The sequence below is a fragment of the Capnocytophaga stomatis genome, from assembly GCF_002302635.1.
Taxonomy (GTDB): domain Bacteria; phylum Bacteroidota; class Bacteroidia; order Flavobacteriales; family Flavobacteriaceae; genus Capnocytophaga; species Capnocytophaga stomatis.
This window is the reverse complement of record NZ_CP022387.1, coordinates 1,528,568-1,553,765: the sequence shown is the minus strand read 5'-3', so window position 1 is coordinate 1,553,765 and position 25,198 is coordinate 1,528,568. Positions and strand designations below refer to the sequence as shown.

The window sequence follows — 25,198 nt, the reverse complement described above, 5'->3', positions numbered from 1 at the left end:
TGCAGAAGAATGGAAACCAATTTATGAAGATTGTGAATCTCCTTTTCCGCTACCTCGCTTTCTGCTTCTTCTTCTGAGAAAGAACATTGCTAAGGAAGCCACCGCGAAGGCAATGTAAAGGTAAAAAGACTGTTTTTCGTCCGTTTGCCAATACCCCATAGCTAAGTAAATGGAAATTACACAAACTGCCAAGTAAGCGTATTCAAAAAAAATTCTTGCGTTCAACGTTGTAAAAATTAAATTGTGATTTATTCTTGTTCTTCTTTATCCTCAATAGCCAAAATTCCTGTAGTTTTGTGAGCCTTTACCGTTGAAAATTCTTTATCGAAATCCATTCCAACGCCCTTTGTGAGTGTTCCTTTAATAGAATCAGTGAAAACAAATTCCTTTTCTGTAAAAACCCAATCTTGTTTTTGGTCCCAAAAAAGTTGAGAAGTTTCGAGTTTTTTCCCATCAAAAGTTGTTAAAACAACACTATCGCGGAGCTCTACCATTTGTGAATTATTGTAAATAATCCCATATTTAGCTTGTACAGTATTCTGATTATTTTTGTTATCAAAAAAATCAACTTTCACGCCTTTGGGAAATTCCCAATAAGGAAATTGCTGATTGGAAAAATCCTTGTTTTGCGGACTTGTGATAATAGCAACCACCTTCGTAGAATCCGTGTAAACCAATCTGAAATCAAACACTTCCCCTTGCGGAAACTTATGAATAACATTCATCTGTTGAAGGCTTTTCAAATCATTTTTACACGAAAAAAGTATTGCCATACAAGAAAGTACGGCAATGCTTTTCAATTTATTTTTAGATAACACAAAAAACTTCATATCGTTATAGTGCAGGAACTTTCACTGATTGTCCTACCCAGCATTTGAATGTAATTGTTTTCCCGGCCATTCCTGACTCAAAAACATCAACTTTTGACGGAGCCAACGCATCATAATGTTTTGCTAAGCTTTCCAATCCTCCTTTACGTGCTGTACTTGCTGCTAACCAATAGATTGCACGTTTTTCAAAAGAAGTACTTCCACACTCGTTAGCACTGCTTGCATAAGCTTGAGCCATTATACGATAAGCATCAGAGTTTGAAGGATTGTATTTCAAAGCATCTTGAGCATACTTAACTGCACCTGATTTTGAATGTTTTGAAGCAATCTTGGTTAAAATTTTTGATTTTTTAAGATTGTCGCTTTCTAAACGAACAGACTCATTATAGTACTCAACAGCTTTTGCAGAGTTTTTATTTCTGTCATTCAATACTCCCAAATAGTATGCTGATGAAGCTGAAGGAGACAACTCGTGCAAAGAGCTAACTATTTTCACGAAAAGCGGGTCACTTGTACAGTCTTTATCTGACATTTTTCCGGCAGCTCTTCTTAGCCAAACTTCGTTGGTTTTATTCGCATCAAAGTTTTTGCTGTACAACGGAATTAAGTTGTCACAATCAGCCAATCTTCCCAATTTTGTATCAATGCTTTCTCCTATAAGCTCATAGTTATCAACACGTTGGCGAGAAGCTTCTAATATTTTTTTATCCTTAGCACTGATTGTTCCAGCTTCTTCTTGTGCAATGTATTTGTTGATAGTTTCAGATAAAAGGTTTTTCTCATCCTGAATTTTCTCAACAACGTCATCGTATGTGTCAAAAACATCTTGCAATGGCTTTTTACCTTCTTCGTGCAAAGAAACTAAAACTGAAAAATACAAATACAATGCTTTTTCATTTTTGAAGTTTTCTCTGTCTTCTTTAAATGCTTTGCTAAGTAGCTCGTAAACTTCTTCTTTTCTGTCAGAAATCAACAAAGCTTGCTTAGTACGCATTTCAGTTGTTCCCATTCGGCTTGGGAAATATTTATTATAATCTTCGTAAAGTTTAAGCAAATCCTTCACGAAATTTTCTTTTTCAGCTCCGGTACTTTTATCTATCTTATGTTTTAGGATAGCTTCTCCACGTACAAACACAGCGGCATTGATACTTGGGCATTTCTCATAAACAGATTTCCAAACGGGATACGCCGCATCATAACGTTTTGCTTTTGCATCCTCATTAAAAATTGATAAATTTTGTTGAAGCTCTTGGTCTTGTTTACAATCCTGAGCTTGTGCACTGCCCACGTAAAAAACACTTACTACAAATGCTGCTAATAAAAATCTTTTTTTCATTTTTCGTTGTTTTTTATTGTTCTTATTGATACTTAGTTCTTTGGAACCATTTGTCATTCAACGTGATTCCTATTTTAAAATTAAAGTAATTTTCTTTTATTAAATTTTGTTTTAATGTTCCTTTTTGTCCGAATTCAAATCCTGTTGTTAGGTTTGAAAATCCTCTTACTGGAAAACTTAACCCAAAAGATATGCCAAAGTCATCAATTGATTGATTATTTAACATAATTCCTGTTTTCTCATAACGAAATCCAGCTCTGTATGTAACTCTTTTCCAATAACTTGAAATCGAATTGTACTGAGGAACATAAAATCCTCCAAGTGCGATTTTATATCCGTTTTCATACTTTACATTTGTTGCAGAAAGAAACGGATTTGAGAATTTTTCAGTATTTGAGTGTGTATACTCCACTCCTGCGAACCACTGCAAGTCTTTCCCTACACCAAAGCCAACCTCAAACTGTGAAGGTAACGTTAGTTTTGTTTCCTTCAACCCAATAGCTTCTAAATCCTTTACTTGAGTTTCCTTAACAATCAAACTAGAATTATTGCCAGCATTTGCATTTCCAAAGGTAGATACTACTCTTTCATTGTTTGAATTCAATTTACTTTCAGGCCTAAACACCAATGATGATGAAATTCTCAATTTATTCTTCAAGGATTTCGTATAATGTAGCCCGAAATTTGCAGAAACACCTCTTAGTGATGATTTGCTATCTTCCTGCGTATAAAAATCAACATTTGAAATTTTTAGCAAATCTTTCATTTCAATCTTTCCGAAATTAAATTTGAGTGATGCTCCAAAGCTCAATCCTTTGTAAATTTCATATCCCGATGAGATAAAAAACTGATTTACATTACCATTCCCCTCAAATTGATTGAGCTGAGCTACCCCATCAATCGTCTGCCTCGATGCCAACTTGTATCCCACAGAAGAAAGCGGAATCAATCCTGCCGCAAATCCTAACTTATCAACAATAGGAAAACCTAACATAACATAATCCACTGAAGTAGAATTAGTTCCTATTTTTGTTACATTTGAAACAATTTTTTTATAATCAAAAGAAGCTCCTCCTGAAAAAGCAGTCAATTTTAGGTGTGACAAAGTTGCCGGATTTTGCATATTTACGCGTGTACTGTCAGCAAAAATTCCTATTCCTCCCATAGCTCTTTCCTCAACTGTCCCTTCGGGATTTAGCTCCCCAATGCCATAGTAGGAATAAGGCGACTCTGTTGTTTGTTGCGAAAACACAGTATAAACAACTGAAAATAAAGCAAAAACAAACAAAAATATTTTTTTATTCATATACAATAAAGCTAATGTTCTTTTGTTATCTATCTCTTTTTTGCCACTCCAAAATGGCATTCAACCCCTCCAATAAAAAAAACGAGCTTGCAAATATGCAATTTTTTATGTTCTTTACCAAATAAAGATGATTGCCTCCTGTTAAAATTGTTGTTAAACTCTCGAATTTTTCTTCATATTGTGCAATAACACCTTCAATTTCGCGAACTACATTATGATAAACCCCTGAAAGCATACAACTTTCTGTTGAATTTCCGATAAAATTTTCAATATCAAACTCCTGCTCGGGAATTAATGGCAATTTTGAAGTAAATTCGTGCATTGCTTTTAATCGCATTGCAATTCCCGGAGCTATCGCACCTCCCAAATATTCTCCTTCTGCGGTCATAATATCGAAAGTGATACAAGTTCCCGCATCGATTACCAGTACGTTTTGGTTAGGATAAAGACTTACAGCTCCCGCCATCAATGCCAATCGGTCGATTCCCAAAGTATTGGGAGTCGCATATTTGTTGATAAAAGGCATCGGCGTTTGTGAATTTACAAATAAAACGCTTTTTATTTTTTCTTTCAGAAAGAAAAATCGCTCTTCAACTTTTTCTACAACCGAAGCAACAATACAGGATTTAATTTTATCAAAATCAATAACTTGCAAAATTTCTTCCTGAAAATTATTTTTTGAGAAAACTTGGAAAAATATTTTTTCTTGATTTTGAAAAACAGCCACCTTTACAGCGGTATTTCCCTCATCTACAACTAAATTCATAATTTTAATTAACCAAAAATTGTGTGCTTTACTTTAGTCATTTCGTTTTCGTTACTTTTCGAAACAAAATCGGTCAAAACTTCCTACAAATCGACAAACAACGACAGACAATCAAGCTAAATCAAAAGGCAATAATCGTCGTTTTATGCAATCAATTTCCGTCCCGTTACTGTTTGACAAACAGACAGACCGCAAATATACAAAAAACTGTTTTTCAGAGAAAAATTTATTTCACAATGCTTAATTTTATTTCAGAACAATACTTGAATATTTTTTACGAAATACGGAAATTACGTTTGAAATATCTTTATTATTTATAAAAAATCTAAATACTCGGATTTTTAGATTCTTTTCACTTTTATTTAGAAAAATATTAGCTTTTCTCTTTGCTATAATAAAACGTTTTTGTAGCTTTGCGAGACTCTAAGAAAAGTAATTTTTTAGAAGATTATCAAAAATAAGGAAACAAAAATTAAATAATTGAAATATGATGCGTGTTTTAATGAAATCTATGCAAGAAGCTGTAAGATTAGGATTTCTTACCATTCTTGTAGGTGGATTTTGGACAAATTCAGTCTATGGAAAGACTGATGGTTTGTTTGGAAAAACCACTGTTTTTCAACAACAGACTAAAAAAGTAAGCGGAGTAGTAACAGACGCTAACGGAGAGCCTTTGCCCGGAGTAAACATCATTGTTAAAGGCACTTCCGTAGGAGTTACATCCGATTTTGACGGAAATTTTGAAATCAATGTACCGAATGACAAAACCGAATTGGTATTCTCGTACATCGGGTTCAAAGAGCAAACTATCAAAGTTAGTAAATCACAATCAGGTTTGAAAATTGTTCTGCAAGAGGAAGTTATGGAGCTTGAAGGTACAGTAGTTACTGCCTTGGGTATCAAGCGACAAGAAAAAGCCTTGAGTTACAACGTACAACAAGTAAACAGTGAGGAACTGACTAAAGTAAAAGATGCAAACTTTGTAAACAGCCTTAACGGTAAAGTTGCCGGAGTTACTATCCAACGAAGTTCTTCCGGAATTGGAGGTGCTACCAAGGTTGTAATGCGTGGAGCCAAATCCATTGAAAAATCTAATAACGCTTTGTACGTTATTGATGGTGTTCCTTTGTTTTCTACAACGATGGCACAAGGAAGCGGACGTTTCCAATCATCAGGTTCAACGGAAGGTATCGCTGATATAAACCCTGAGGATATTGAAAGTATGACCGTTCTTACGGGAGCCTCAGCAGCAGCACTTTATGGTTCGGCAGCAGCAAACGGAGCTATTCTTATCACTACTAAAAAAGGGAAAGAAGGCAAACTTCAGGTTAGTTTTTCATCAAACACGGAAGTTTCCACTCCTTTCATCTTACCGGAATTCCAAAATACATACGGAAATGACGGAAGAGTAGAATCTTGGGGAGCAAAACTTCCTGCGGATTTTGAAAGATACAATCCGAAAGACTTCTTCAGAACCGGATACACTTTAACCAATAACGTTTCGTTATCTGGCGGAAGCCAAAAAAATCAAACGTATTTTTCTGCAAGTAGCACACAAGCGGAAGGTATCGTTCCGAATAATCAATACAACCGATACAATTTCACTTTCAGAAATACAGCACATTTGCTTGATGACAAGTTAAAAATTGATGCTTCAGTAAATTACATCTTGCAAGACCACCGCAATATGGTAAACCAAGGAGAATATATGAACCCGTTAGTTGGAGCGTATTTACTTCCTCGTGGTGAAAATTTTGAAAGCGTACACACGTTTGAAAGATATAATCCGGCACGTAAGATATACGAACAGGAATGGCGTTACGGAACAGGCGATTACACTCTTCAAAATCCGTATTGGGTAGCATACCGCAACCTACGTGACGTGAAAAGAGAACGTAATATGGTTGCTCTTGGTATTTCTTACGATTTGAAAAAATGGTCGGAAACTGAAAAATGGGACATTGCCGGGCGTGTTCGTACTGATAATTCACACATCAAATCAACTGACAAACGTTATGCAACAACAGCTCCGACGTTAGATGTTAGCAAAACCGGATATTTCGGGTTACTAAAAGGGACAGAAAGACAAACGTATGCCGACGTTTTGACTAATTTCTCAAAAAGATTCAAATTCGGAGAGAAAGACGTTGTAATCACAGCCAACCTTGGGGCATCGTTGCAAGACACTCGCTACGACGATTCACAAATAGCAGGTCCGCTTCGTGAAAACGGAATTCCGAACGTATTTAACACTTTCAACGTAGAACAAGGAGCTCAAAAAACAAGAATCGGTCAAGTTGGTTGGATAGAACAAACGCAATCTATCTTCGGTAGTGTGGAAGCCGGATACAACGGATATCTGTACTTAACATTAACAGGACGTAACGACTGGGCTTCGCAATTGGCTAACTCGCCAAATTCATCATTCTTCTATCCTTCTGTTGGGCTTTCAGCGGTAGTAACCGATATGCTTTCAGTGGATACAAAAACGAAAATCAGTCCGATTCTGTCATTTATGAAAGTTCGATTGGCGTTCAGTTCAGTGGGTTCTCCTTTCGACAGAAGCCTAACAACTCCAACTTATACTTTTGACCAAGATAGCAAAACTTGGAAAACAGTTTCACACTTCCCAATCGGAGAATTGTTCCCTGAACGTACCAATTCGTATGAAGTGGGAATTGCTTCAAAATGGTTAAAAGGAAAATTGACTTTGGATGCAACTTTCTATCAAACGAATACTAAAAATCAAACTATTGGTTCCGAAATTTCACCTTCAACAGGATATGACAAAATTTATCTTCAAACAGGAGATGTTCGTAACAGAGGTATTGAATTAGGATTAGGTTATGATTTCCAACTAATTAAAGACTTTAATTGGAATAGCCACTTTACAATGGGATACAACAAAAACGAAATTATGTCGTTAGTGGAAGATTATGTAAATCCTATAACCGGAGAGAAAGAAGGCAAAGAACATTTGGTTAAAAACTCATTCGGTTCATTGCGTTACATTCTTAAAAAAGGAGGCTCGCTCGGAGATGTGTATTCCAATGCTGATTTCACACGTAACTCTGACGGAAACATCTACATTGATGCCAAAGGAAATGTAACTAAGAGTGAATTTGCCAACGGTCATTTTGAAAAATTAGGAAGTGTACTTCCTGATGTTACAATGGGTTGGAGAAATGATTTCAGCTACAAAAACCTTAGCTTCGGTGCGATGCTCTCTGCACGTTTAGGAGGTGTAGCTATTTCAATGACAGAAGCCGCTTTAGACCATTACGGAGTTTCAAAAGCTTCTGCCGAAGCACGTGACGCAGGCGGAGTTTACGTTAACGGTTTCCCTATCAACGCAAAAAATTACTTTGAAGAACGAGGAAAAAATCGCTTAGCTCAATATTACACATATTCAGCAACAAATGTTCGCTTGCAAGAAGCCTACATTTCATACAAATTGCCTAAAAAATTACTAAACGATTCTATGGGACTTACCATTTCTGTCATCGGACGTAATTTGGCTATGCTTTACAGCGAAGCACCGTTTGACCCTGAGTCAGTTTCTTCAACAGGAAATTATGTACAAGGGTTGGATTATTTTATGATACCGAGCCAACGCAGCATCGGGTTGAGCATCAAAGCTGATTTTTAATTTTATAATTTGAACGAAATGAAAAAGTCTATTATAATAGCGTCAATTGCCCTTATTGTAGGAAGTTGCACCAAGGATTTTGAAAAAATGAATCAAGACCAGTATGGGATTACAGCGAAAGAACTGGACAGAATACCGCAAGGTGGTAACCAGTTGATTGACTTGCAAAAGTTGATACTCCCTGAGCAAGAAAACTCATACCAAATGTGTTTTGACTTATATGCAACGGGTTATTCGGGATACGCAACCACCAAATTTACAGGAGATTACCAAACATATAATCCAAGAGCAGGTTGGTTCAGTTATCCTTTTAACGATACGTACCCCAAAATTTACAAAGCATATAACGAGTTAAAAAAGATTTCAAAAGGAGATTATGACAAACCTTATTTTGCATTAGGAAGCATTTATCGGGTGGCTATTACTCACTGGCTAACAGACACCTACGGACCTCTTCCTTATTCGCAGATGAAAGAAGGGCAACAGCAAGTACCTTATGATTCTCAAAAAGATTTGTATTTGAGTTTCTGTGAGGAATTGGTAAAATCTATCGAAGGATTGAAAAAAGTAGATGCATCCGACAGAGAGTACGCTCCGTTTGACAATGTTTACAAAGGAGATATGCAAAAATGGATTAAATATGCAAATTCATTGCTTCTTCGTATTTCTGTAAGAATGTCAAAAGCAGCTCCTGCCGAAGCCAAAAAATATGCTGAAATGGCAGTTAGTGGAGGAGTAATTACAGCCAATGCCGACAACGCTCAGCTGGTAACGCTTGATAATCCAGCCTTTAAAGTAAGTGCCTCTTGGGGAGATTCACGCGTAAGTGCTGACATTACCGAGTATATGAATGCTTTTTCTGACCCACGTCGTGCGAAATATTTCACAGAAGTAGATGGTAGAAGACAGAAGTATTTCGGTTGCAGAAGTGGAGCTCCAAACATTGCTTTTACAAAAGATAATTATTCATTGCCAAATCTTCAAAAAAACTCTCCGATTATGATTTTCTCGGCTGCGGAAGTCGCTTTCTTGAAAGCCGAAGGAGCTTTGAAAAATTGGAATATGGGCGGTTCTGCCGAAGAGTTGTACAAGCAAGGAGTTAAGCTTTCATTTGAACAATGGGGAGCAGAAGATGCTACTGCTTATCTGACCAACGACAGCCAAAGAGGAGCTTTCCTTGATGAAAAAGAAGCCGGATACGATGATGCTTCTTTCAATTCTTCAATTACAGTGGCTTGGGAAAATGCAAACAACGATGAGCAACGATTAGCAAAAATCATCACACAGAAATGGATTGCAATGTTCCCGTACGGTTCACACGAAGGTTGGGCAGAATGGCGTAGAACAGGTTATCCGAATTTACTTCCGGCTATTGAAAACAAAAGCGGAGGTTCGGTAAAAACCATCTCTCAACAAAACGGAAAAGATGTTGGAGGAATGCGAAGATTACCATTCTCTACCAAAGAATACGAAGGAAGTAACCTTAAAAACATTCAAGAAGCTGTTAATCTGTTAGGAGGAGCGGACAACGGAGGCACTGACCTTTGGTGGGCAAGATAATTTATTCACATAAATAAAGATTTAATGATGAAAAAAATAGGAATCATTTTCGGATTATTAGCTGTGGCGTGCAGTAAAGTTGAGCCAATTGAAGTTATTGCTCCTCAGCGAGATATCGATACCGAAACATTGAAGAAATACAAGTCCCAAGCCGAATTGGAAAAAAGAAATATCGTGATGGGAATGATGTACAATTGGGGAAAAGAAAGCGGTGCTTTTTTGATGAACACCCCCGATAGCTTGGATATCGTTGTAATAAAAAGCGGATATGATAACATAACCGAAGATTTAAAAAACGATATGCAATTTGCTCAAGAGAAAAAAGCAACCAAAGTACTTTTAGGAGTTGATTTTGAAAGTGCATATCAACAATATGAAGCCGAAAAAGAACAGGCAATAGGTGCACAAATAACTGAAAAAGAGCAAGAATGGAAAATTTCGAACGAGCGACTAACTAGCCAAGAAAAGAAAGAAGTTTTCAAAAAAATTGAGCAAGAAGTTACCGAAAATCTGGCAAGCGTAGCAAATCAAAAATTAGAAAAACAAGCTGCTGAATTGCTTAATATTGTCAAATCAAACGGATTTGACGGAATCAGTGTTGAATTTCCTCAAAACTTGAACGAGGTGTATTCTACTGAAAATCTGGACAAATTTCTAGCAGAAATCACAAAAGAAGCAGGCAAAGGAAAAAAACTTCTCTTTGTGGCAGAAAATCCGCACGGTAATGATACAACAACAGCAGAGGTTAAACCTATTGACTCGGCTAATTGGATAGTATATCGCAAATTAGGAAAACAATTATTCAAGAATTTTGACGAGCAAGCACAAAGTTGGTCTAACTTCAGATACTTGCCTTCAGCTGATTTTACTGAGGAAGATTTAGCCGAAGGTTTTGGAGATTCGCAAATCTTCGTTCCGGGCGGAAGATTGAATCGTATCATTGATGTGATTAACTGGAAAGGCTCTAACAAAGGCGGTGTGGCATATTATCACATCGAAAAGAATTACTATGACAAGTTGGGTGATGTAACTTTCAAAACCCTGCGAAATGCCATCGGTAAACTACAATCTCAGAATTAATATTTAAAAATTAATCGAAATGAAATTCACAAAATTAGCATTTATAGCGATGAGTTGCCTCTCTGTAATATCCTGTTCAAATGAGGAAAAAGAAGGAGGCGAATTATTTGAGCAACAAGCGATTCTATATAAATTAGAAGGTACAAGCCGAAAACAAGCCGATTTTTCTCAAAAAACCTCTGTTTCTGCGTCTATCAGCGATGTAGGAACGAAAAAAGAAGAACGATTTGTTGTGGCTTTGGCTAAGGAAAATATGCAAGACGTTTCTGTTCATTTAAGCCTTAGTCCTCAAGAAGTTGAAAAGTACAACAAAACTTACGGAACTGCGTTTTTGCCTTTTCCTGAGAAAAACATTGAGCTTACCTCTACTTTAAACATCAAAGCAGGAAACGTAACTTCTGATGTAGGAAATGTAAAGATGGCTATTTCTCCGGAATTGAAAGACAATACTCCGTATATGTTTGCCGTAACGATGAATTCTGCAAGCGGAGCCAACGTAATGAAAACTTCCAAAACCTTGTTCTACACCGTAGAATTAGTAAAAGGGCAGATTAATAAAACTATTCGTATAAAATCAGATGCTTATCTTGAACCTTCAAAAAGAGTTGCTGTAGGAACTCCGTTTACTATGGAAGGGCTTATTTATGTAGATGAATTTTCTCCGACAGAAGCAAATATCAGTACCTTTATGGGAATTGAAGGAAATGCCTTAATGCGTTTTGGTGACTCAGGAGTTGACCCAGACCATTTACAAGCCAGCGGTACAGACATAGGAATCAAATTCAAACCTAAAAAATGGTATCATATAGCTATGGTCGTTGATAATTCAAAAACAACAATGTATGTAGATGGTAAAAAAATAATAGAATTCGCTTCCACAAAAGATTTGAATTCTTACGGAGACGGGTTCTATATAGGAAGAAGTTACAACGGAAATAGAGGAATTAATGCCCATTTCTCTGAAATCAGAATTTGGAATGTAGCTCGTTCAGGTGCACAAATAAGCGAAAATATGTACGAAGTTGATGAAAAGAATTCGGACTTGTACGCTTACTGGAAAATGAACGAAGTCGTTGATAATAAAATCAAAGATGCTACAGGTAACGGCAGAGATTTGGTAATGAAAGGACAAAAAGGAGCGATAGAAGGACAAATAGTCAAAATGACTGTTTTTGAAGAAGATGCTCCTGTAAAAGTTGATTAATTTTAATTTGTATTTAAGATGAAAAAAATAATTTTAGCACTCGCAGCAGTATCTTTTTTGGCTGCCTGTGAATCACAATTAGACCCAAAATTTGAACTTCCAAAACCTGAAAGTTCTTTTGGTGCATTTTCAGAGAGTGCCCTAATTAACAAAATAAATCCCGAAGCTTCTTCTTCTAACTTATCAGCAGACGGAACATACACATTTGTTGCTAAATTGGGACATCCTGCAAAAGAAGATGGTACAATTACCTTAGCAAAGTCCGATTTGCAAAAGTTAGTAAAAGATTACAATGATTTTAAAGGAGTGTTCGACTATGTTCTTTTCCCTGAAACTCATTATGAGTTCGTTGAAGGAACCTTCAAAAAAGGAGATAATTCAGGTGAAGTTCAAGTAAAATTGAAAGAATACGAGAGCTTGGAGCAAGGTGATTACATTTTGCCTTTAATTGTCAATATGGACGGAAAGAAAATGATGCACCCTGTGTTTATCCGCAAAGATGCTGATTATGTAGCCATTTCAGAAACAAACAAAAAGCCAATGCCTTCTGGGGATTACAACTGTCCTAATCGCAAAGAGCCTATGAAAATGGTAGCTTATGTAGAAACCAATGATTGGGATATCCGCAATATGGGGCAATTTATCTTGAAGGAAAGCAAAAAACCTGTTTTTGACATAGTGATTCTCTTTGCTGCCAATATGAATTACGATGCAAAGGCGGGAAGACGTGTCCTGCATTTCAACGATAAATTACAACCCATTGTAAACGACCCTGAAAAATATATTAAACCTTTAACATACAGAGGTATAAAAGTACTTATTGACATATTACCAAACCATCAAGGAGTAGGATATTACAACTTCCAAAATTACGAAGAAGCTCTTGATTTTGCTCGCCAATGCAAGCATTACACCGATAAGCTGGGTATTGATGGCTGGGATATTGATGAGGAGTATGCAAGGTACGATGTGCTACCAGAAAAACCTGAAAAAGGCAATCAGTCTCTTTTATGGTTTATGAGAGCAATGAAAGAGGTAATGCCTGATAAATTATTGACATTGTACGATTACGGACACAATCTGAGGTATGATTCCGTTGATGAAACAGGCAAAAAACCTAAGGATTACTTGGATTACAGTTGGGCGAATTATAGCGAAGATCACGGCTCTTTTGCTGGAATTCCTGATGAACGTTATGGGAAACTATCAATAGAAGCTGCACAAGGAGGGTTAAATACGTACAACGCCAAATATAGAGCAGAACAAAATCTTCGAGATTGTATGGGCTTGCTGATGATTTTCAACATAAATGGAAGAACTATAAAAGGAGGTAGGGCTGCCACCGCTTTAAGCGAAGCAACCAAACTTTTTTACGGAGAAGAATGTATTTTCGAAGGAAAGTATCATAACGGACCCAAAGATTAATTTAAAGTGAAAATAAAATGAAAAATATTGTATATTTGATAAGTGCATTACTAATTGTAGGATGTGCTAAGGACGACGATAACAAAGGTGAAACCCCGATAGTTGGCTCCAAAAAAGATTTAATCCCGACAGAAATCGTGGTAAAACAAGGAGAAAACATTATTACTGATGCTGTTAAGGAAGGAAAAATAACTTTGGAACAAGGCAAAGATTATCGGGTAAGTATTTCTTTTTCAGAAGATGTGGAGTTGCAAAAAGGAGAATTCCTGAAAGTCAAAACAAAAAATCCGCGTGAATTTTATGCCGATTTTTACGGACGAAACATTAACGAAATCTCCGAAAAAGTAATTTTTAAGAGAGAAGGGTATAATGATTTTGTTCTGCAAATCGTACAAGACAAAGTGATTCCTAACTTTTACATAGACGTAAAAAATCTGGTGGAAAGAGAAGGGAGTTTTGTTTACACAGATGATGATAGAAAAACCGTATGGGTTTTGAATACAAAAGAAACAGGAAAGAGAGCTGCCATTGATATGGAGTTTTTAGGTCCTGTATTTTTGGAAGATTTGATGCAAGAAGGAGTACAAGTGGTTGCGGTTCAAAAGCAAGGTGATGGTGCCAAATACAGAATAGCGATAAATGCTACAAAATTAGCAAACGGAGGTTCAGTACAGTTGCCTGTATATTCGCTTGTTAATGACCAAAAAGGAGAAAAAATAGGTGAAATTACATTTGTAGGAGAAACAGCACCATATTACAAAAGCACAGAGTGGTGGTCGCAGTCTCTTCCTAACACTTTTTCACACTATATAGGATTTGATGATTTGAGTACGGAACTTCAATTCTATACTTTTATGGAGCAGGAAGAACACATTTTTATTGATAATGTGAATGAAGAATTAGTTGAAGTACACAGCTTGAATCCTGACCGAAAAGGAGTACTTTCCTTGACTCTCAAAGAGTTGATTCGAACAAAAGTGAATCAAACGATACGCGTCTTTGATATCTATCAGGGCGAACTCGTAAACGGTAAGATACAGAAAAAGAAAGGAGCTACCAAACGGGAAATGTTCGTTAGCGTGTCTGGGTGGTAATTTTTTTCTTCGTTTGGGAAAAATAGTACAGAAGCTAAACAGAAACGAGTATTCTAATCGAAGATAAGGAGCCTATCCAAATGTGGTTGGGCTTCTTTTTTTGAATATATGTCAAAACGATATTGATTCATTGTTTTTTGTAAAAAAAAATCATCAAATCTTTTTGGTATGGGAAAAAATATTATTTTTGTGGCGTTATTATAGTTAATTTATCTGTTTATGGAGGTCAACAATAAAAAAACATTGAAATGGTTTGGACTTGTTTTGTTCTTTTGTGTTTTTATACAAACTGCTTTGGCACAAAATAGGCTGATTACTGGGAAAGTGGTCGATGAATTTGGAATACCACTTCACAATATAAGTGTTACGGTAAAGAATACGATGCGTGGTGTGGAAACGGATTATAATGGAATGTATCGAATAGAGGCGAAAGATGGCGATGTTTTAATCTTTTACATTTTAGGAATGGAAAAGCAAGAACATAAAGTAAAGCCAGGTATTCAAACTATTGATGTAGAAATGGTTTTAGAAATCAATGAGTTAGAAGATGTCGTTGTTGTTGGGTATGGTTCTGCTAAAAAGGTGAGCACTTTGGTTGGGTCAGTAGTAAAAATTGATAGGACACAAGTTTCTAACAAACCGTCGGCAAATCTTCTTGATGCCTTGCAGGGCAAGGTGGCAGGGCTTTCCATCTTCTCTAATTCGGGAGAGCCTTACGGAATGGGAAGTATTCGTTTGCACGGAATTGGCTCGTTATATGGGGGTGGAGATCCTTTGTTTATTCTGGACGGTTCACCAGTTTCCAAAAAAGTTGTGATTATGATGAATCCTTCTGATTTTGAAAGTGTTTCCGTTCTGAAAGACGCCTCGGCAACTTCCATTTACGGGACTCGTGCTGCCAACGGGGTAATTTATATCACTACTCGGAACGGAAAAAACAGACAGACACCAGTCATTTCAATAAGTTCGCAATACGGTTTTTCATCTTTGGCAAGTCGTAAATTCTTTGACGACATAATGAATGTTGATGAATATGCGTATTATTTGGTTGATAAAGGCTATATGACTCAGGAAGAGGTAGATGCACTTTTGAGAGAAAATCCTTATAGTACAAGGTGGGATAGAGTTTATTTCAGAAATAATGTACCTAATCAACAGATTGATGTTTCAGCCTCAGGAGGGGGTGAAAAAACCAATTATTATGTGTCTGGTAGTTTCTTTAACCAAGAAGGACTAATGTATCGTTCAGGTTTCAAGAGATATACGGGTCGAATAAATTTGAGGACTTCCTTAACCGATTGGTTAGATTTGAATTTAAGCGTATCCGCCAATTATGGAGAATATATGCAAAACCCTTACGTTGGAGGAATGAATGCTTCTTACGGAAGTTTGTCCATTCTTTCGCCACCTATTTACACGCCTGTTGACGGAAACGGAAAAAGATATGATTATATTCCTGGTTTGGAAGTTCCTCACCCCAATTACATTGCAGATAATCATCCTGCAAAGACAAAAAATATGAACTTTATTCCTCAGATAAGTTTCATTGTCAATCCAATAGAGAACCTGACAATCAAATCACAAATAGGAGTGGAATATATCAATTCTATTGGTTATGATTTCATATATCCTTCGTATATTCAGAGAGATAATGAAATAAGTTTGAGTTCGTCAAAACAAAAAGCCCATACTTCACGTACATCAGGAGAAAACATTATTAAAACCTTTACTAATACCGCAGAGTATGTACATAACATAAATGGGAATAATAGGTTTACTTTCCTATTGGGGCAAGAGTCAGTAAGTTATGATAATTCTCATTTTTTAGCTATTTCCAAAGGACAAACGTCTGACCGTGCAACAATGCTTTCTCACGGCACTTCTGACAAAGATGTGGGAGATGGGCGTTCGGTTAGTACGTACAATTCCTTTTTCATTCGTGCGGACTACGGACATAACAACAAGTACTTCTTTGATATTTCTGCTCGAAGAGATGGCTCATCACGTTTCGGAAAGAACAATCGTTATGCAAACTTTTGGTCGGTAGGAATGTTGTGGAAACTTAAAGAAGAAAAATTCTTAAAGAATTCCTCTTGGATTGATGATTTAGACCTGAAATTTAGTGTCGGAACAAGTGGAAATTCCAATGCTCTTAGTGATTACGCCTCTCTTTCTTTGGTTTTGAATAACCAGTCCTATAAAGATTTACCTGGTTATTTGCTTTCGGGGGCTGGAAATCCTGATATTCAATGGCAAAAACAGCTTAAAACTACATTAGCGGTAACTTTGGGAATGTTTAAGAGAGCTGATCTGACTGTTGAGGTTTATGACCGAGTTATCAACGATATGTTAGGCTTTGTACCACGCCCTTCTTTTTCGGGAAGTGAGGGAATTGTGGAAAATGGAGGGAAATTCCAAAATCGAGGAATTGATGCAACCTTAGCAGTAAGTGTTGTCAAGGGTAAGGACTTTTACGTAACGCCTTTCCTATCGTTAAATTACAATCAAGAAAAAATTTTAGAATTGCACAATAATCTGCCTTATATTATTGGGGAACAAACTCCTGTAAGTTTTGTAGTAGGCGAACCTTTGTTGTATTTTTATCCAATATTTTGGCGTGTAAATCCAGAAGATGGATATTCACAGTGGTATCTACCAGGTAAAGACTTGATACATACCAATATAGACGCTAACAGTGTAACTAACACATTTGACGCGATTGCATTAAGGCAAAATACGGGCATCAAACGAAATCCGCCATTTAATGGGGGCTTCGGGTTAGACGCGGCTTATAAAAACCTCAGTTTACGAGTTGCTTTTGCTTTTTCTTCTGGAAAATATACAATAAATAGTGATCGTTATTTTACTGAAAATCCTGTTGGGACAATATCCTTTCCTGACTCCAATCAAAGCCGTAGGGTGCTTGACAATTGGAAGAAACCAGGAGATGTTGCAACGTTTCCTGCTTATGAACACGGATTGCCTTTTACCGAGTATGACAGTCGTTTGATAGAGGATGCCTCTTTCATTCGTATGAAAGATCTTACGTTGAGTTATAGCTTGCCACAAAAGGTTCTTAATCAAATAGGTTTTTTTAAAGATATACGTGTTTTTGGTACAGGTCGTAATTTGTTGACCTTCACCAAATATTCCGGATTAGACCCTGAGTTTGACACATCGGCGGGTTCCGCAGGAGCTAATCCCGGAACGAAAGAATATACTTTTGGAATAGAAATAAAATTTTAATAGGGCAACAAAATGAAAACACTTAATTACATTTTTATAATCATAACATTGACCTTAGTTGGCTGTAATAATTTAGAGCAATCACCGTATGACTCCATTGCCTCAAAAGATGCGTTTGAAAAGGTAATTGACGCACGAGCCTGGGTAAACGGAATGTATATTCGGTTGCGTTCCAGCGTTTATGGCGGATATATGATGACGAATGATGTGCAGAGTGATTTGCTCAATGCTACTGCAATTTATGGAGGGCGTTACGAGGCCTTCCATCGATGGGAAACCTTAAAACCAGATGACATAAATTTAGAAGATTTTTGGAGGGAAAGTTATAGAACCATTAGTAATATCAACGAAGCTTTAAGCGGTTTTACACGAATTTCCGTTAGGGACGAAGAGGAAAGAGAATTACTCAATCAATACACGGGAGAACTTCATTTAGGGAGAGCGTATATCTACACGCGTTTGGTAACTTCGTTTTGCAAGGTTTATGATCAAGCAACAGCTCAGTCAGATTTGGGTGTTCCGTTAGAATTGGTTTTTAATACAAAAACCAAAAATGTAAGAGCTTCTTTACAAGAAACATACAATCAAATTCTGTCGGATATTACCAAAGCAGAAACGCTACTTGAAAACAAAAATGGAGAAGAAGGAGCCGATACCTTTACGATTGATGCGGTAAAAATACTTAAAGCCCGCGTATTGCTTTTTATGGGGCAATGGAGTGAAGCCTACAAAAATGCAAACGAAATTTTGAGTACATATCCGTTGGCTTCTTCCTCAGAAGAGCTACAAAAGATGTGGCATAATGATTCTAAATCAGAAAGTATAACTCAACTTTACGTAGCAAAACCAGACCAACTTCCTTCAACAAATGGTATTTACATTTTGGAGTCAAGAGGAAAAGTAAGGCCATACTATATTCCCACTCAATGGATTGTAGATTTGTACGGAGATGATGATTATCGAAGAGATATTTATTTCAGAAAGGAAACTATTGAAGTTGGGTTTAATGACGATGTGCCTGATATTTACATTGTGAATAAATATCCAGGTAACCCTGAGCTCGAAACGGGTAAAGAGAATCCCGATTATGCACACGCACCGAAAGTCTTTCGTGTCGCCGAAGCTTATTTGATTGCCAGTGAAGCTGCTTTCAAAAATAACGACCAAGCAAACGCATTGTACCATCTTAACGAAATTAAAAAATCTCGAGGTTTGCAAACTGTAAATCTCAGTGGGAATGCACTATGGGAGGAAATTAAGACGGAACGTCTACGGGAATTTGCCTTTGAGGGATTTCGCTTGTTTGATTTGAAACGATGGAAAGAACCTGTAATACGAAGAAATCCTCAAAAAATTGAGGCATTAGCCAAAACTTTGCCCACGACACAATTTCACGAACTCAATCGTTCAGTTGATGATTTCCGCTTTGTATGGCCTATTCCCAGTAGAGATAAACTTCACGGAAAATTACAGCAGAACCCAGGATGGTAATAGCTTTTCTATGTGAAAACTATAAGTTCCGTACAAGAATTATTCTTGTGCGGAATTTTTTTAGAAAAAAACTATTTTTTTTGAAAAAAAATTCCTCAATTTTGTAACAATTCCTTTTTTTGTGCATCTTTATAACAAAAAGAACGACTTTGACCACTTCAACCGACATACTCATCGAGGCTTGTCGCCAAAACGACCCCAAAGCTCAATTGGAGTTGTACAAACAGTACGCCAAAGCGATGTATAATACCGCCTTGCGTATGCTCCAACAACAGGACAAAGCCGAAGATGCCACGCAAGAAGCCTTCATAAAAGCGTTTCAAAAGCTAGATGAGTTTCGGGGAGAGAGTAGCTTTGGAAGTTGGCTCAAACGCATCGTAATCAATGAGGCTTTGATGATAATTCGGCAGGAAAAACGAATCCTCTCCTTGGAAGAAAGCTTCATCGACCAAATTGACGACAACGAACAAGAAAAATACGACTTTCAAGAGGACGAAATAAAGGTTTTACTGCACGCACTGAGCTTGCTCCCCGAAAAATTACGCGTTATCCTGAATCTTTCGCTCATTGAAGGCTTTGATAATGAAGAAATCTGTGAAATTTTACACATATCCGATGGAAATTGCCGAACAACGCTCTCCAGAGCCAAAAAATCATTACGTGAAACCATAGAAAAACTCAAAAATGAAAGAAAATATATTTGACATATACGACCTTCCGGACGGACACGAAGCCCGATTCCTTGAAAAAATAGCAAAACGGCAGTCAGAACCCGAAAAACGACCTGAACCCAAACGCCAAACGGTTAGAAAAATTCTCTATTGGAGCATATCAGTTGCTGCATCGGTGGTGGCGGTACTGTTTTGGGTAGCACAAAAGCCTGCAAACCTCGAAAATATATCCGAAACAGCTTACAAATCGGAACAGTATTATCTGCCTATCATTCAGGAGAATATAAATATTATCAAAAATCATACGGAAAACAAAAAAATGACTGAAGACGCTCTCAAACAGTTAGAAAAAATGAACGCCGATTATCTGGCTATCCGAAATAAAATCATAGAAGAAGGGCAAAACAAGCAATTAATCAACGCAATGGTTATCAATTTTGATACACAACTTAAATTTTCAAATAATATCATCGAAATGATGCTTTAAAAAGAAAAAAAATACAAAAATCATCACGAAAGAAAGCAATATCAGTTTAAAAAAATATAAAAACGACACATAAACTTGAAAAAATATGAAAAAGTTACTATCAATCATCATTATTTTGTGCTTCGGAGTTATTTCAGCAAAAGAAAATAGCTCGCCGATGGGTGAAAATGATTTATTTAAAAGATACAAACATACCGAAACAAAGACAATCCGCAAGGAATTTAAGGTAAACGAGACGGCTTCTCTATTCGTAGCGAACAAATATGGGACAATCACGCTCATAACTAATGAAAACAATAAAAATTCTATCAATTTTGAGGTAGAAATTAAGGTAAGTAGCAACAATCCGAGCGATGTTAAGGAGCGGATAAAGCAAATCTATGTGGATTTTTCAAATTCCGGAAGCAATTCAGTGTCTGCAAAGACCGTTATTGAAGACAATTCTTCATTTTTTAAGAATTTCGGACGCAAAAAAAGCATCAGTTTTCAGATAAATTACAAAATCACTCTTCCGGAAAAGGTAAAAATATCGCTGGAAAACGAGTACGGGAATATTTTTTTGAATAAAACGATGAGTTCTTTGAAAATCGATGCCGATTATGGTTCTATCAACTTGGGGGAAATCCTTTCCGATGCTTATATCAACCTCGAATATTGCCAAAATTCCTCTATCGAACAGATAAATAAGCTCAATTTGAACGCGGATTACTCGGGCGTATCGATAAATAAGGCAAACTACATCAAAGCCAACTGTGATTACACAGCGGTGAAGATTGGCGATGTAAAAGAACTCAATGCAAACGTAAGTTATAACGCAATTGCTGTGGAAAATTTGGAAAAAGGCGAGATTATTGCAGATTATTGTGGCATTTTGGTGAAGGAAGTATCTAAAAGTATCTACATCAGTTGCGATTATGGTTCGGTGAAGATAGAAAAAGTCCTTCCGCAAGCAAATTCAGTAAAAATCGACACGGAATATGCGGGAATTTCAGTGGGATATCATCCAAATTGGGAGTTTCAGTACAATTTTTCCAATTCTTACGGGAAAATCTCAATGCCGGAGAGCCTCCCCTACACCAAAAAGAACATTCAAATGATGGAAAGTACAATCATCGGTACAAAAGGAAACGGAAAAAATATATTTAACATCTCAAGCGAATACGCAGGAGTGAAAGTCTATGAGAATTAATGCTCAAATGATATGAAATCTTGCTCCATCTGATAGAAATCATACGCCATCCGATGGAAATGGAGCACCATCCAATGGAAATGGAACGCCATCCAATGGAAATGAAGCACCATCCAATGGAAATGGAGCATCATCCGATGGAAATGGAGCATCATCCGATGGAAATCATACGCAATCCAATAAAAACAACACTTAAAATCAAACATTGAAGCAAATTTTATTCAAAACGAATATATAAACTTATTCATTTTCTACATTTTTCAACTAAAAAGACACTCAATCTACTTAAAATATTGATAAAAACATTCAAAACGATTAACTAAATAAATAATTAACATATGAAACGATTAGCAACAATTCTATTTTTGGTTACATTTTCGGTAAGTTACGGACAATGGTTTGGAAAAAAGACCATAAGAGATAATGGAAATATTATAAACAAAGAACGTCACGTGGGGGATTACACTTCTGTTAAGTTGAAATGCTTCCTTGATGTGATTTTACTCAAAGGCGAAGTGGGGAAAGTACGCATCGAGGCTTCGGACAACATAGAACCTTACATTTTAACCACCATTAAAAACGGGGAAATCATCATTGAGTTGCAAGAAGGATATAATTACAACTTTAAGCATAAGGTTAATGTGTATGTACCTGTAAACGAACAATTGGAACAGGTTTCACTGTCAGGTTCAGGCGATATTTCAATGAAGGAACAGATAAAAGTAGGTAATTTGAAGTGTACGCTATCAGGTTCGGGTGATATCTCTGTCAATTTTAATGCCACTCGATTGGACTTGTCATTAAGCGGTTCAGGTGACCTTGTTGTTACGGGAAAATGCCCTGAAATTGATATAAAAATGGTTGGTTCGGGTGATATTACCACTGATAGCATTCGGGCTGAGCGTGTAACGGTGCAACTTTCAGGCTCAGGAGATATAGATGTATATGCTTCTAAATCAATTAAGGCAAAAGTGTCTGGTTCAGGTGATATTTCGGTAAAAGGAAATCCTGAATTGCAGGATACGCACGTTTCAGGAAGCGGAGAAATCCATTTTAAGTAAAAATATGACATTATAGCCAATCTAAGATAGCTTGTCATACTAATTCCCCCTTTGAAGGGGGGTAGGGAGATGTAAATCTTAAGAAAACATCCTCCGTCCTTCGGACACCTTTCTCAGTCATACTAATTCCCCCTTTGGAAGGGGGGTAGGGGGATGTAAATCTTAAAAAAACATCCTCCGTCCTTCGCCACATACTCTGCTTTTGCAGACTTCCTCCTTCAAAGGGGATTTTGTAAAATGACAATCTAAAGTGAGTTAGCTATATCAAATTGAATAAAATCGAAGGTTTCAAAAGATCACTAAACTTGCTTGTATATTTCATATAATAATATCAATCAGAATAATCACTTATGAAAAAACTCTTTCTTATTCTATGTTTTTTAAGTACACTCTCTTACGGGCAGCATTTTTCGCTTTTGGGCAAGGTAATTGATGCTCAAACAAAGGAAGAAATGCCCTTTGCAGAAGTATCTCTGCAAGGAATATCGCATAAATCGGTTGAAATTGGCGTAGTTTCGGACGAAAAAGGACGATTTCAAATAAAAAACTTACAAAAAGGGAAGTATTTAATGAAAGTTCATTTCGTGGGATATGAAAAACAGACAAAAGAAATTGAACTTATGCAAAATAAAACTGATTTAGGTGTGATTTTTCTAAAAATGACTTCCGAAAATCTCTCCGAAGTAGTGGTGGAAGGCAAGCGTGCAGCACTTTCTTATAGTGTTGACCGAAAAACTATCAATGCGGCTGCCTTTCCAGAGGCTTCTAATGCGATTGATTTGCTCACCAACGTGCCATCTATCCAAATCAGCGTAGATGGAAAAATAAGCTATCGCGAAGGAGGTTCGTTTAGCGTGTATATCAATGGAATTGCTGTGAAAAATGGCGAGGAACGTTTGCGTACGCTCGACGCTTCGCAAATTGAAAAGATAGAAATCATTACCAATCCGTCCGCCCGATACAGTTCGGGAGGAACGGCAGGAATTATCCGTGTGTTGCTCAAAAAGAACCGCTTGGAAGGGTATGCCATCAATTCCTCCGTGTTGGGAAACTCCCTCGGCACCAATCAAATCAGTTTTTCAGTGGATAAAAAGGGCAAACGAGGCGGTTGGCACACCTCTGCATATTTGGGGCATTCCACCAGAACAAAAACGGATATGGAAACGTTCAACCAGCTGCAATCTGATAATAAATTCTTTGAGATACACGAAATAAGCAATTCCAAAAAGCGAAATAGAAGTAATTTTTTTGAGTTTGGGTTCAATTATGATGTAACCGATAACGATTTTATTGATTTTTCGATAAATCTGAAACCTTTACGCGACCGCGAAAAAGAAACTTCCTACCTCCAAACCGTTGAAAACATATTCGACCTAAACCGAAACCTAATCACTTCGGAAAAATCAACCAGCGACAATAGTTATACTTTTGATTATCAGATGGTGGGCGTGAATTTGGAATACAATCACTTTTTCAATAAGGATAAATCGCACTCGCTGAAACTAACTTCGGGATACGATGTGTTTATAGGAAGTTCTGATACGGAATCTCGAAACGTGTGGACGCGTCCATCAGAAACCATCGTTTTTGGAAGCATAGAAGCAGAAAAAAATGAAATCTTTACTTCTACGGAATTGGCTTACGAGTTGCCTCTGACCGAAAAAAGCAATTTGGAAGCAGGAATTGCCATAAAAACGGACTTCATTCCTGAAATTACCAGCGAAAGCGGAATTTTTCAAGGCAATAAAATAGGCATTCCTTCCCCCGATTTCCCGAGTAATCAGAAAATTAAATACGAACAGAATGAGTACGCTGCCTATGCCACTTTTAAAAGCAGCTGGAAGAAATTTGAATATAAATTGGGACTTCGGGTGGAGCATACACGGCGTGATGTTTCGTACACTTACACCAAAGCAGCAGCGGAAAGAGTAATTGACGAGTACAAAAAGAACTTTACCGATTGGTTTCCGTCTGTGCATTTGTTGTATAGTTTCTCGGACGATACGCAATTGGCTGCCAATTACAGTCGCCGCATACAACGCCCTGAATATTGGACAATTACTTCCGTCTTCAAAATGGAAGATAGGTACACTTATATCAACGGAAACAGCCGTTTGCGGTTCAGTTACACCGATGCTTACGAGGTGAATTTCAAAAAATCGTGGGGCAAGAATTTTGTTTCGGCAGAGGTTTTTGCACGGAATCAGCACGATTTCTTTGGGGATTATCGCCGTCCGTTTCGCGATAATATATTGCTCATTGTACAGGAAAATCTGGGCGATTCGTGGTCGGTAGGTTCCGAACTGATGACAGGGGTAGATGTTTTCTCGTGGTGGAATGTAAATGCTTCGCTGAGTGGTTTTTATTTCGAACAAAAAACGAACGTAGATGACATTAAAAATGATTTTTCACAATGGCGTTTCAACGCAAAGATGAACAATACGTTTCAATTTCCGAAAGATTTTTCTGCCCGATTGAATTGTGCGTTTCAATCGCCCATTACAAACTTACAATTTGAAAGTAATGCGATTTTCTTGGCTTCGGCATCGCTTACCAAAAGTTTAAAAAATAAACGTTGGCAACTGACGCTTTCGGGCTGGAATGTATTCGATTCAAACCGACAAACTCAACAAAGAAATGGCGAAAAATTCGCTCTAAAAACCCAAACCCGCTATCATCCTTATGTGGCTTTCTCTGTGAAATATCAGTTTAACAATCAGAGGTAAAGCTCGGATAACATTCTACAAAAAGCGAAAAAGCTGAGGGTTTTCTCAGCTTTTCATTATTTTCATATTTAAGTTTA

The 25,198-nt window shown here is 37.1% G+C and carries 19 protein-coding genes; 14 read left to right on the top strand and 5 right to left on the bottom strand.

Annotated elements, in window-relative coordinates:
* Positions 1 to 21 precede the first annotated feature (21 nt).
* From CGC58_RS06960 to CGC58_RS06940, 5 genes are read right to left on the bottom strand one after another with little or no spacing between them, the layout of a single operon-like run.
* Positions 22 to 225: an LPXTG cell wall anchor domain-containing protein gene (locus tag CGC58_RS06960; protein ID WP_095896066.1), complete on the bottom strand. Its 204-nt coding sequence runs from the start codon at positions 223 to 225 to the stop codon at positions 22 to 24.
* A 23-nt stretch (positions 226 to 248) separates the two neighbouring features.
* On the bottom strand, positions 249 to 830 hold the full coding sequence (gene lptC, locus CGC58_RS06955) for an LPS export ABC transporter periplasmic protein LptC (protein WP_095896065.1): 582 nt from the start codon (positions 828 to 830) through the stop codon (positions 249 to 251).
* 4 nt (positions 831 to 834) lie between these two features.
* Positions 835 to 2,166: a hypothetical protein gene (locus CGC58_RS06950; RefSeq protein WP_095897149.1), complete on the bottom strand. Its 1,332-nt coding sequence runs from the start codon at positions 2,164 to 2,166 to the stop codon at positions 835 to 837.
* A gap of 22 nt (positions 2,167 to 2,188) precedes the next feature.
* On the bottom strand, positions 2,189 to 3,472 hold the full coding sequence (locus CGC58_RS06945) for an outer membrane protein transport protein (RefSeq protein ID WP_095897150.1): 1,284 nt from the start codon (positions 3,470 to 3,472) through the stop codon (positions 2,189 to 2,191).
* A 25-nt stretch (positions 3,473 to 3,497) separates the two neighbouring features.
* Complete coding sequence (locus CGC58_RS06940) at positions 3,498 to 4,238, bottom strand: type III pantothenate kinase (protein WP_095896064.1); 741 nt, start codon at positions 4,236 to 4,238, stop codon at positions 3,498 to 3,500.
* A gap of 487 nt (positions 4,239 to 4,725) precedes the next feature.
* Here CGC58_RS06940 and CGC58_RS06935 point away from each other — a divergent pair, with 487 nt between their 5' ends.
* From CGC58_RS06935 to CGC58_RS06870, 14 genes are all read left to right on the top strand, one after another.
* The gene (locus CGC58_RS06935; RefSeq protein ID WP_232748805.1) at positions 4,726 to 7,887 is read left to right on the top strand and encodes a SusC/RagA family TonB-linked outer membrane protein; all 3,162 of its coding nucleotides are present in this window, start codon (positions 4,726 to 4,728) and stop codon (positions 7,885 to 7,887) included.
* An 18-nt stretch (positions 7,888 to 7,905) separates the two neighbouring features.
* A complete protein-coding gene (locus CGC58_RS06930) occupies positions 7,906 to 9,447 on the top strand; it encodes a SusD/RagB family nutrient-binding outer membrane lipoprotein (protein ID WP_095896063.1) in 1,542 nt (513 codons plus the stop codon).
* Between the two features lie 24 nt (positions 9,448 to 9,471).
* Positions 9,472 to 10,527, top strand: coding sequence for a glycoside hydrolase family 18 (locus CGC58_RS06925; RefSeq protein ID WP_232748804.1), 1,056 nt, complete (start codon positions 9,472 to 9,474; stop codon positions 10,525 to 10,527).
* A 19-nt stretch (positions 10,528 to 10,546) separates the two neighbouring features.
* Positions 10,547 to 11,731 (top strand): DUF1735 and LamG domain-containing protein, encoded by a 1,185-nt coding sequence (locus CGC58_RS06920; protein WP_095896061.1) that lies wholly within the window; start codon positions 10,547 to 10,549, stop codon positions 11,729 to 11,731.
* Positions 11,732 to 11,749: 18 nt separating this feature from the next.
* On the top strand, positions 11,750 to 13,156 hold the full coding sequence (locus tag CGC58_RS06915) for a BT_3987 domain-containing protein (RefSeq protein ID WP_095896060.1): 1,407 nt from the start codon (positions 11,750 to 11,752) through the stop codon (positions 13,154 to 13,156).
* 17 nt (positions 13,157 to 13,173) lie between these two features.
* Positions 13,174 to 14,250 (top strand): hypothetical protein, encoded by a 1,077-nt coding sequence (locus CGC58_RS06910; protein WP_095896059.1) that lies wholly within the window; start codon positions 13,174 to 13,176, stop codon positions 14,248 to 14,250.
* Between the two features lie 219 nt (positions 14,251 to 14,469).
* Complete coding sequence (locus tag CGC58_RS06905; RefSeq protein ID WP_095896058.1) at positions 14,470 to 17,496, top strand: SusC/RagA family TonB-linked outer membrane protein; 3,027 nt, start codon at positions 14,470 to 14,472, stop codon at positions 17,494 to 17,496.
* A gap of 12 nt (positions 17,497 to 17,508) precedes the next feature.
* Positions 17,509 to 18,987: a RagB/SusD family nutrient uptake outer membrane protein gene (locus tag CGC58_RS06900; protein ID WP_095896057.1), complete on the top strand. Its 1,479-nt coding sequence runs from the start codon at positions 17,509 to 17,511 to the stop codon at positions 18,985 to 18,987.
* Positions 18,988 to 19,136: 149 nt separating this feature from the next.
* Positions 19,137 to 19,691, top strand: a complete 555-nt coding sequence (locus tag CGC58_RS06895; protein WP_095896056.1) for an RNA polymerase sigma factor — start codon at positions 19,137 to 19,139, stop codon at positions 19,689 to 19,691.
* Positions 19,672 to 20,145, top strand: coding sequence for a hypothetical protein (locus CGC58_RS06890; RefSeq protein WP_095896055.1), 474 nt, complete (start codon positions 19,672 to 19,674; stop codon positions 20,143 to 20,145). The genes CGC58_RS06895 and CGC58_RS06890 overlap by 20 nt, the downstream gene beginning before the upstream one ends.
* Before the next feature lie 85 nt (positions 20,146 to 20,230).
* Entirely contained in the window at positions 20,231 to 21,334 is a 1,104-nt protein-coding gene (locus CGC58_RS06885) for a hypothetical protein (protein ID WP_095896054.1), read from the top strand.
* A gap of 53 nt (positions 21,335 to 21,387) precedes the next feature.
* Positions 21,388 to 21,543, top strand: coding sequence for a hypothetical protein (locus CGC58_RS12690; protein ID WP_157909225.1), 156 nt, complete (start codon positions 21,388 to 21,390; stop codon positions 21,541 to 21,543).
* A gap of 129 nt (positions 21,544 to 21,672) precedes the next feature.
* Complete coding sequence (locus CGC58_RS06875) at positions 21,673 to 22,395, top strand: head GIN domain-containing protein (protein WP_095896052.1); 723 nt, start codon at positions 21,673 to 21,675, stop codon at positions 22,393 to 22,395.
* Between the two features lie 350 nt (positions 22,396 to 22,745).
* The gene (locus CGC58_RS06870; RefSeq protein ID WP_095896051.1) at positions 22,746 to 25,121 is read left to right on the top strand and encodes an outer membrane beta-barrel family protein; all 2,376 of its coding nucleotides are present in this window, start codon (positions 22,746 to 22,748) and stop codon (positions 25,119 to 25,121) included.
* Positions 25,122 to 25,198: the final 77 nt, after the last annotated feature.

Bases quoted from the DNA above. Each gene is read 5' to 3' on its own strand.
- lptC (WP_095896065.1), bottom strand. From the start codon at position 830: ATGAAGTTTTTTGTGTTATCTAAAAATAAATTGAAAAGCATTGCCGTA.
- CGC58_RS06950 (WP_095897149.1), bottom strand. From the start codon at position 2,166: ATGAAAAAAAGATTTTTATTAGCAGCATTTGTAGTAAGTGTTTTTTAC.
- CGC58_RS06945 (WP_095897150.1), bottom strand. From the start codon at position 3,472: ATGAATAAAAAAATATTTTTGTTTGTTTTTGCTTTATTTTCAGTTGTT.
- CGC58_RS06940 (WP_095896064.1), bottom strand. From the start codon at position 4,238: ATGAATTTAGTTGTAGATGAGGGAAATACCGCTGTAAAGGTGGCTGTT.
- CGC58_RS06935 (WP_232748805.1), top strand. From the start codon at position 4,726: ATGATGCGTGTTTTAATGAAATCTATGCAAGAAGCTGTAAGATTAGGA.
- CGC58_RS06930 (WP_095896063.1), top strand. From the start codon at position 7,906: ATGAAAAAGTCTATTATAATAGCGTCAATTGCCCTTATTGTAGGAAGT.
- CGC58_RS06925 (WP_232748804.1), top strand. From the start codon at position 9,472: ATGATGAAAAAAATAGGAATCATTTTCGGATTATTAGCTGTGGCGTGC.
- CGC58_RS06920 (WP_095896061.1), top strand. From the start codon at position 10,547: ATGAAATTCACAAAATTAGCATTTATAGCGATGAGTTGCCTCTCTGTA.
- CGC58_RS06915 (WP_095896060.1), top strand. From the start codon at position 11,750: ATGAAAAAAATAATTTTAGCACTCGCAGCAGTATCTTTTTTGGCTGCC.
- CGC58_RS06910 (WP_095896059.1), top strand. From the start codon at position 13,174: ATGAAAAATATTGTATATTTGATAAGTGCATTACTAATTGTAGGATGT.
- CGC58_RS06905 (WP_095896058.1), top strand. From the start codon at position 14,470: ATGGAGGTCAACAATAAAAAAACATTGAAATGGTTTGGACTTGTTTTG.
- CGC58_RS06900 (WP_095896057.1), top strand. From the start codon at position 17,509: ATGAAAACACTTAATTACATTTTTATAATCATAACATTGACCTTAGTT.
- CGC58_RS06890 (WP_095896055.1), top strand. From the start codon at position 19,672: ATGAAAGAAAATATATTTGACATATACGACCTTCCGGACGGACACGAA.
- CGC58_RS06885 (WP_095896054.1), top strand. From the start codon at position 20,231: ATGAAAAAGTTACTATCAATCATCATTATTTTGTGCTTCGGAGTTATT.
- CGC58_RS12690 (WP_157909225.1), top strand. From the start codon at position 21,388: ATGGAAATGGAGCACCATCCAATGGAAATGGAACGCCATCCAATGGAA.
- CGC58_RS06875 (WP_095896052.1), top strand. From the start codon at position 21,673: ATGAAACGATTAGCAACAATTCTATTTTTGGTTACATTTTCGGTAAGT.
- CGC58_RS06870 (WP_095896051.1), top strand. From the start codon at position 22,746: ATGAAAAAACTCTTTCTTATTCTATGTTTTTTAAGTACACTCTCTTAC.